Origin of the sequence: Vibrio sp. 10N.222.48.A3 (assembly GCF_041475345.1) — a bacterium.
GTDB lineage: Bacteria > Pseudomonadota > Gammaproteobacteria > Enterobacterales > Vibrionaceae > Vibrio > Vibrio tasmaniensis_A.
This window is the reverse complement of the sequence record NZ_JBFRVX010000444.1, coordinates 1-5,872: the sequence shown is the minus strand read 5'-3', so window position 1 is coordinate 5,872 and position 5,872 is coordinate 1. Positions and strand designations below refer to the sequence as shown.

The following is a 5,872-nucleotide window of genomic DNA, read 5'->3' as shown; positions in this document are numbered from 1 at the left end:
GCCATAAAAGACTGCACCATCTTTACCTGAACTGTTTGCACCACGAATCGCGAGTTCATACTTGTTCTCGATCTTGCCGATTCCGACATCGTCAAACAGCTCATCTAAACTAATAACGGCACTGGATACACCCCAATAGTCTTCGTTAAAAGGCGGGTCTCGAAAGATCGGAGTGCGCGTAATGAGGGCTTGCCCGCCTTGAAACAACTCAAAAGGGCCGGCAATAAAGGTGTTGCCAAGATTACGGGCTATCTCAACAGACTCCCATTGGTCTGGATAATCACGATAATTAATACCGAGAATCTGCTCATTGCCTTCCATAGGGTAAACAAAGTTTAGAATGTCGTCTTTGGCTAGCCCAATAAGACGAATATGGAAACCATCTTTAATAATACTTTCAGCAATCTTGTCCCAATTTTTCACCTCACCATCAGGGTTTATGGTCACTAAGGTCGAAAAATTATTGAGGATATACATATCTGACACGATCGCGGCTTCTATTCGAGAACGAATGATCGATAGCTGCTTTTTTGCCTCAGAGTAGGATTCATCTTTCAGGTAGGATAACTCTTTAGAGTGAAAAAACTCGATAGCACTCATTACCACTAAAAAAAACAGTAAAGATAATAATTTGGCAGGCCATTGCTTGCTAGAACCACTTGGCATTCAGACCCCCTAAACCTTTTTGTTCTTAAATTTGCTCATATCAGACTAACTCTTTAAGTATGCCGTTAAGCTATTTAAATACATACACTTAGCCTAGTGCTCATTTCATTATTGAGTCATTCATCACTTAAAGTCCATTAGACACATTGATTACTGAACCAAATATCGAATCAATCTTATTAAAGATTACAATGTATTGACCAAAACCTTACATTGAAAGATTCATGAGTGTTATTTTATATTCACAATTAATCAGCTTGGTACCTTACGAACATGAAGCTAAAAACGCTAACTCTGTGCACATTGTTATCAATCTCAGTTGCGGTTGCTGTTCACGCACAAGCTACTTCAGATACGCTAACGGCTTTTGACACACAACAGACTGTTACTATACAAGAGCCCGTTAACATACACGCAACAATCGTACCAAATGTTCAATCACAAGCTGGTGTTCTCGACTCTCGAGAGCAATCTTTTAAACAATCCGCCGATCTGATTCGCACAACCTACGAAAGCCAACTTTACACTCTGCCTGCATTCAAAGAGGGTCACTATGGTTTGCGTATGTATCGACAAACATTAGACGACAAATATTCTGCCGCGGTATGGAGTGACATGGCACGTGTCGCAAGTAAGCTCAGCCGCTTGTCGAATGATGTTCACACCATGGAACAAATCGTACTGTACTCAGAAAAGCGTGTTGCTTCCTATGTTGGCGATAGCGATGAACGCAGTGTTCGACGCTACAACATCACCAAGCACATGCCAGAATATCTATATCTTGGTGTTGACCTTCTCGGCTCTATGGCGCGCGCCAATGAGTACGGTTTAGAACACAAGAACGATGTCAAACTGCGCGAGATTATTCGTCGTTATGACTTTTCACGATACGTGACCAATGAAGATATGGTGAAAGCGTGGGCAGCCCAACTCGCTAATCAAGTTTACTGGCTACGCCAATTAGGTGAACAAGATGTCGTTGATGAATTTGTCGATACCTTCAAAAAAGCCTACCCAGACGATAACGACAAGAAGCTTTCAAGCCAGCAATACGGCAATAAGATCTATGGTATGACACATGTGATCTTTGGAGATTCTGAGTATTACCAGCACCAAGTAAGCGAGCAAGAACACCAATGGGTCTACGATTACTTCAGAGAAAACATCGATACGATCCTGCTACGAGCTAAAGAGGATGTGATTGCTGAGGTTGGGTTGACTTTCTTACTAGCCGGTCTAGAGAATGACCCGGTTGTAGAGAAAACTAGGCTTGCAATCCAGGCATCTATCGATAAGACAAAAGGCATGATCCCTTCGGTCACCGGTGATTTTGATCTCAAGTATGGAGAGCACCGCAACGTACTCGCTATCATGCTACTCGATTGGCAGCAAGTGAACGAAGCACCGACTTATGAAGGTAACCCTAAAGTATTTACTAACATCCCTTACGGACTAGTTGAAAATCAACCGCTGAAGCACTAGCCATAATACTTAAGTTGATTTTAGAACCCAAAAAGCCGCAAACCTCTCAAGGTCTGCGGCTTTTTTAACTCTTACCACACCAACACTTCATTCAGGCTCAGGATACGACTTTGTTCATCACTATCGTGAAATCCCCTTCAGCGTAACCTTCTATCAAGGAAACATCATCACAGAGTGTTTTACAGAATCGATATACGCCTTGAGGGTGATAACTCATCAAGGTATTACGTGAAGGATATTGGCTTGAATTGAGCAGATTAAAAATCACCGTCTGATTCGCTAGTCCAAACATACGAGTAATCATGTTAGTCAGATAATCCGAGTCGCGAGAGATGTAATTCAATGAGCCACTGGCGATAACTACATCGTGTACCTCAAGGCTCATTTGGCTCATATCACCCGACAAAAACCGACAACGATCTTCTGTATAGCTCTGTTTCGCCTTCTTTAAAAAGCCTGCGTGTTGGTCAACGCCGGTGTAAGATTGAATGCGATAGATGCTGGCGAGCAACTCAAACAGCTCGCCATAGCCACAACCCAAATCTAAAATACTCTTCTTTTCAAAGTCAGCCGAACGAGCAATCACTTCAAAGCGACATAATTGGCTCTCTTCGCTAGTCCACCCTAAAGCTTTAGCCTTATCGCCATTCGCTCGGTTAGCCTGTTTGCGATGATAGCGATACACTTTCCAACGATCGAGCCAGTGCATTCAAACAAATCTCACTTCAATGAACATAAGTACGCCTCAATAAACTTAGACGTCGGAATTTGAAGAAAAGAGCCCACCGCTTTTATAACCGATCGCATAGCAAACCACGGCGACAGTCACAAACACCAAAGCTGAGAAGACATAAGCCACCGATGCAGCGACGCCAGTGCCCCATACTACGCTAAACACCAAACCGAGATACGCTTCTTGCGGCCACTGATAGATAGGAAACTGAGTACCACCAGCAATAAGATAAATCATCGCAAACAAGCCAATGAAGGTAGCAATAAGACCGATGAGAACGCGCATGTTCATAGAGAGACCCTTGATAAATTTGAGCTTGGTTGCCGTATTCTTAGTCGGAACGGAATATTCTTATTCGGAGCCGAGTGTTCTTAATAGAAACCGGATTTTCTTAATTGAAGCCGAATGCTATTAATCGCAACCTAATGATATTCAAGTATATCGGATAAAACAGGCCTGCTCTATTACTCTTCCGAGTGAGCCTTATACACCGCATAGCAATAAAAGTGGTGGTTCAAAATCTGAATCAACTTAACGAGCAGGCACAAAAAAGCGGACACCCTTCTCACGTTAAATCCGCAAGAAAGGTGCCCGCTTCAACTGAATTTAGGCGCTTGAACTGAATCTCGCTTAAAGCAGGATGAAGATACCCGCTAAACACGCACTCATTAGGTTTGCAAGCGTACCAGCAGCGACTGCTTTCAAGCCTAAGTTTGCCACTTCAGCACGACGCTCTGGTGCCATAACACCGATCGAACCTAGCTGAATAGCGATAGAGCCAATGTTAGCAAAGCCACATAGAGCAAACGTCACGATGACTTGGCTATGTTCAGATAACAGCGCTTTGTTCTCAACGAAATCGATGAAAGCAACAAACTCGTTCATTACGATCTTCTGACCAATGTAAGAACCCGCCATTAAGACTTCATCACTCGGGATACCAATCAGCCATGCTAAAGGCGAGAACAAGTAACCGAAGATAGCTTGCAGCGTAATACCCGCAAAACCGAACGTCTCACCTAAGCTTTCTAGGCCAGTGTTCACCATCGCAATTACACTCACGAATGCAATCAACATAGTACCGACAGCCACCGCGACTTTCATACCGTTCATCGCGCCGCTTGCCAGTGCATCGATCACGTTGCTTTGGTCAGCTTTATCGAGTTCGATATGGTCGTAGTCACTTGGTGTGCTGCGCTCAGGAACGATGATCTTCGCCATTAACAGACTACCCGGAGCTGCCATGAAACTTGCTGCGATAAGGTATTTAAGTTCAACACCTAAACCAGCATAACCACCAAGCACACTACCCGCTACCGACGCCATACCACCTGCCATTACAGCAAACAGTTCCGAACGAGTCATAGACTTTAAAAACGGACGAATAAGAAGAGGAGACTCACCCTGAGAAAGAAAGATATTACCTGTCGCTACCAAGGATTCAGCTTTACTGGTGCCCAGCAGTTTTTGCACCGCTCCGCCCAAGATTTGAATCACTTTTTGCATGATACCGAGGTAGTAAAGTGCCGAAATCAGAGCACTGAAGAAGATAATGATTGGAAGTACGCGTATCGCGAAAATGAAACCTTCAGTTGCAAGGTCGCCGAAAAGGAATGCGATACCAGCGTCTGCAAAACCAAGCAGGCTAGAAACGCCATTACTTAGGCTCGTTAGCGCCAATTGTCCCCACGGGAAATATAACACCAAAGCCGCGAAGCCGATTTGAAGTAATAGTGCACGAGAGACTGTTTTCCAGTTAATCGAAGAACGACTTTCAGATAGCAGGTACGCACAAGCAATCAGTGCAAGAACACCGACAAAACCAAATAGAATATTCATAATGTGTCCTAGTAATCCTTAAAGAGTGAACATGAGCCAAACGAATGACATCAAAGGAATAGGACAAAGAACCGCAAGCAAAACGCTACGCGATGAAGGAGCTAACAGGGTTAGCGAATGTAACAACGAGTTGTTCATGTAAAAATCACCTTATACAAGCAGTGGAACGTAGCTGGTCCGGTCCGTGGGGTCATTCACATATCCATGTGACGGCTTGTATTGGCTAAGCACCGGCTTAAAACCGGAAAAGAAGTATAAACAGTTAAGTGAGACTTTCATCACATTTTTCAACGCAAACGATCGCGCGGTCAAGGATTAAACAAAACGCAGTGTTTATCGTCATTTTCGTTCTTCAAAAACTGTAAACAATCTGTATAAGGTTGAATTTGGAATGTTAAGTCCTTAAGCGTATGAGCGTAACCTCTCGGTTAATTCTGTGTGATTATTACCACTTTTCTGTGTTCTCCCTCATTTACTATGACTTCAAGATTCATCTTAAGTTTAGATGCGTATATACTTTGCATTATCTCCCCCATTCATTATCTATAAAACGAGAAGAGCTGATTAGATATAACAGCCATTGAGACTAAGAGAGGAAACACGTGAAGAAAATGGAAGCTCCGCACGACATGAACAATGGAGCTAGATTCAAAACAAATAGACACGGCTATGTGACAGTAGTTGAGTATTATAACACCTATACTGTTATTGTTGCGTTTGAAAACACCGGAAATATCCGCGCTATCAGTGCGGCGAAATTACGTACAGGTCAGTTAACCGATCGCTCTGTCGCACCTGAATCAATTATGATTGGTGAAAAGGTTGAATCCGTTAAGCATGGCATATTAACTATTACCCAAGTTGAATCTGAAAATATTGTGGTTCTGACCAATATCAATAATGAAGAAATTAGAATGTTATTGCCTGCCGTACAGAAAATGAAAGATAAAACCGAAGAAATAGATGGTGAAAATGTTACCTCGCCAAAACCGACTTCTCTTAGCCAACTAACTAAAAGAAATAAAAAGACCAAAGACGTTAATAGCATGCTTAAGAAAATGCTTACCGACTACGGTCGATACGATTAATTCTCTATTTCCTTCAACAGACCCTCTATATATTTACATTCCAATAGACAAATACATTCCCCCC

Annotated in this window: 6 protein-coding genes; 2 read left to right on the top strand and 4 right to left on the bottom strand. The window is 42.8% G+C overall.

Translation table 11 applies throughout. The features are described 5' to 3' along the window. On the bottom strand, positions 1–666 hold a 666-nt coding region (locus AB4653_RS13510; protein ID WP_372104419.1), incomplete at its 3' end, for a CHASE domain-containing protein. Positions 667–939: 273 nt separating this feature from the next. Between AB4653_RS13510 and AB4653_RS13505 the strand changes: the two genes are divergently transcribed. Then, on the top strand, positions 940–2,148 hold the full coding sequence (locus AB4653_RS13505; RefSeq protein WP_102257519.1) for a DUF3541 domain-containing protein: 1,209 nt from the start codon (positions 940–942) through the stop codon (positions 2,146–2,148). Positions 2,149–2,245: 97 nt separating this feature from the next. On the opposite strand, the gene AB4653_RS13500 is transcribed toward AB4653_RS13505, so the two are convergent. From AB4653_RS13500 to AB4653_RS13490, 3 genes are all read right to left on the bottom strand, one after another. Beyond that, positions 2,246–2,857 (bottom strand): class I SAM-dependent methyltransferase, encoded by a 612-nt coding sequence (locus tag AB4653_RS13500; protein ID WP_009845703.1) that lies wholly within the window; start codon positions 2,855–2,857, stop codon positions 2,246–2,248. A gap of 45 nt (positions 2,858–2,902) precedes the next feature. Then, positions 2,903–3,172 (bottom strand): hypothetical protein, encoded by a 270-nt coding sequence (locus tag AB4653_RS13495; RefSeq protein ID WP_009845704.1) that lies wholly within the window; start codon positions 3,170–3,172, stop codon positions 2,903–2,905. A 339-nt stretch (positions 3,173–3,511) separates the two neighbouring features. Then, a complete protein-coding gene (locus AB4653_RS13490; RefSeq protein ID WP_009845705.1) occupies positions 3,512–4,720 on the bottom strand; it encodes a NupC/NupG family nucleoside CNT transporter in 1,209 nt (402 codons plus the stop codon). A gap of 611 nt (positions 4,721–5,331) precedes the next feature. Between AB4653_RS13490 and AB4653_RS13485 the strand changes: the two genes are divergently transcribed. Beyond that, positions 5,332–5,808 (top strand): hypothetical protein, encoded by a 477-nt coding sequence (locus tag AB4653_RS13485; protein ID WP_009845706.1) that lies wholly within the window; start codon positions 5,332–5,334, stop codon positions 5,806–5,808. Positions 5,809–5,872 lie beyond the last annotated feature (64 nt).

Bases quoted from the DNA above. Each gene is read 5' to 3' on its own strand.
- AB4653_RS13505 (WP_102257519.1), top strand. From the start codon at position 940: ATGAAGCTAAAAACGCTAACTCTGTGCACATTGTTATCAATCTCAGTT.
- AB4653_RS13500 (WP_009845703.1), bottom strand. From the start codon at position 2,857: ATGCACTGGCTCGATCGTTGGAAAGTGTATCGCTATCATCGCAAACAG.
- AB4653_RS13495 (WP_009845704.1), bottom strand. From the start codon at position 3,172: ATGAACATGCGCGTTCTCATCGGTCTTATTGCTACCTTCATTGGCTTG.
- AB4653_RS13490 (WP_009845705.1), bottom strand. From the start codon at position 4,720: ATGAATATTCTATTTGGTTTTGTCGGTGTTCTTGCACTGATTGCTTGT.
- AB4653_RS13485 (WP_009845706.1), top strand. From the start codon at position 5,332: ATGGAAGCTCCGCACGACATGAACAATGGAGCTAGATTCAAAACAAAT.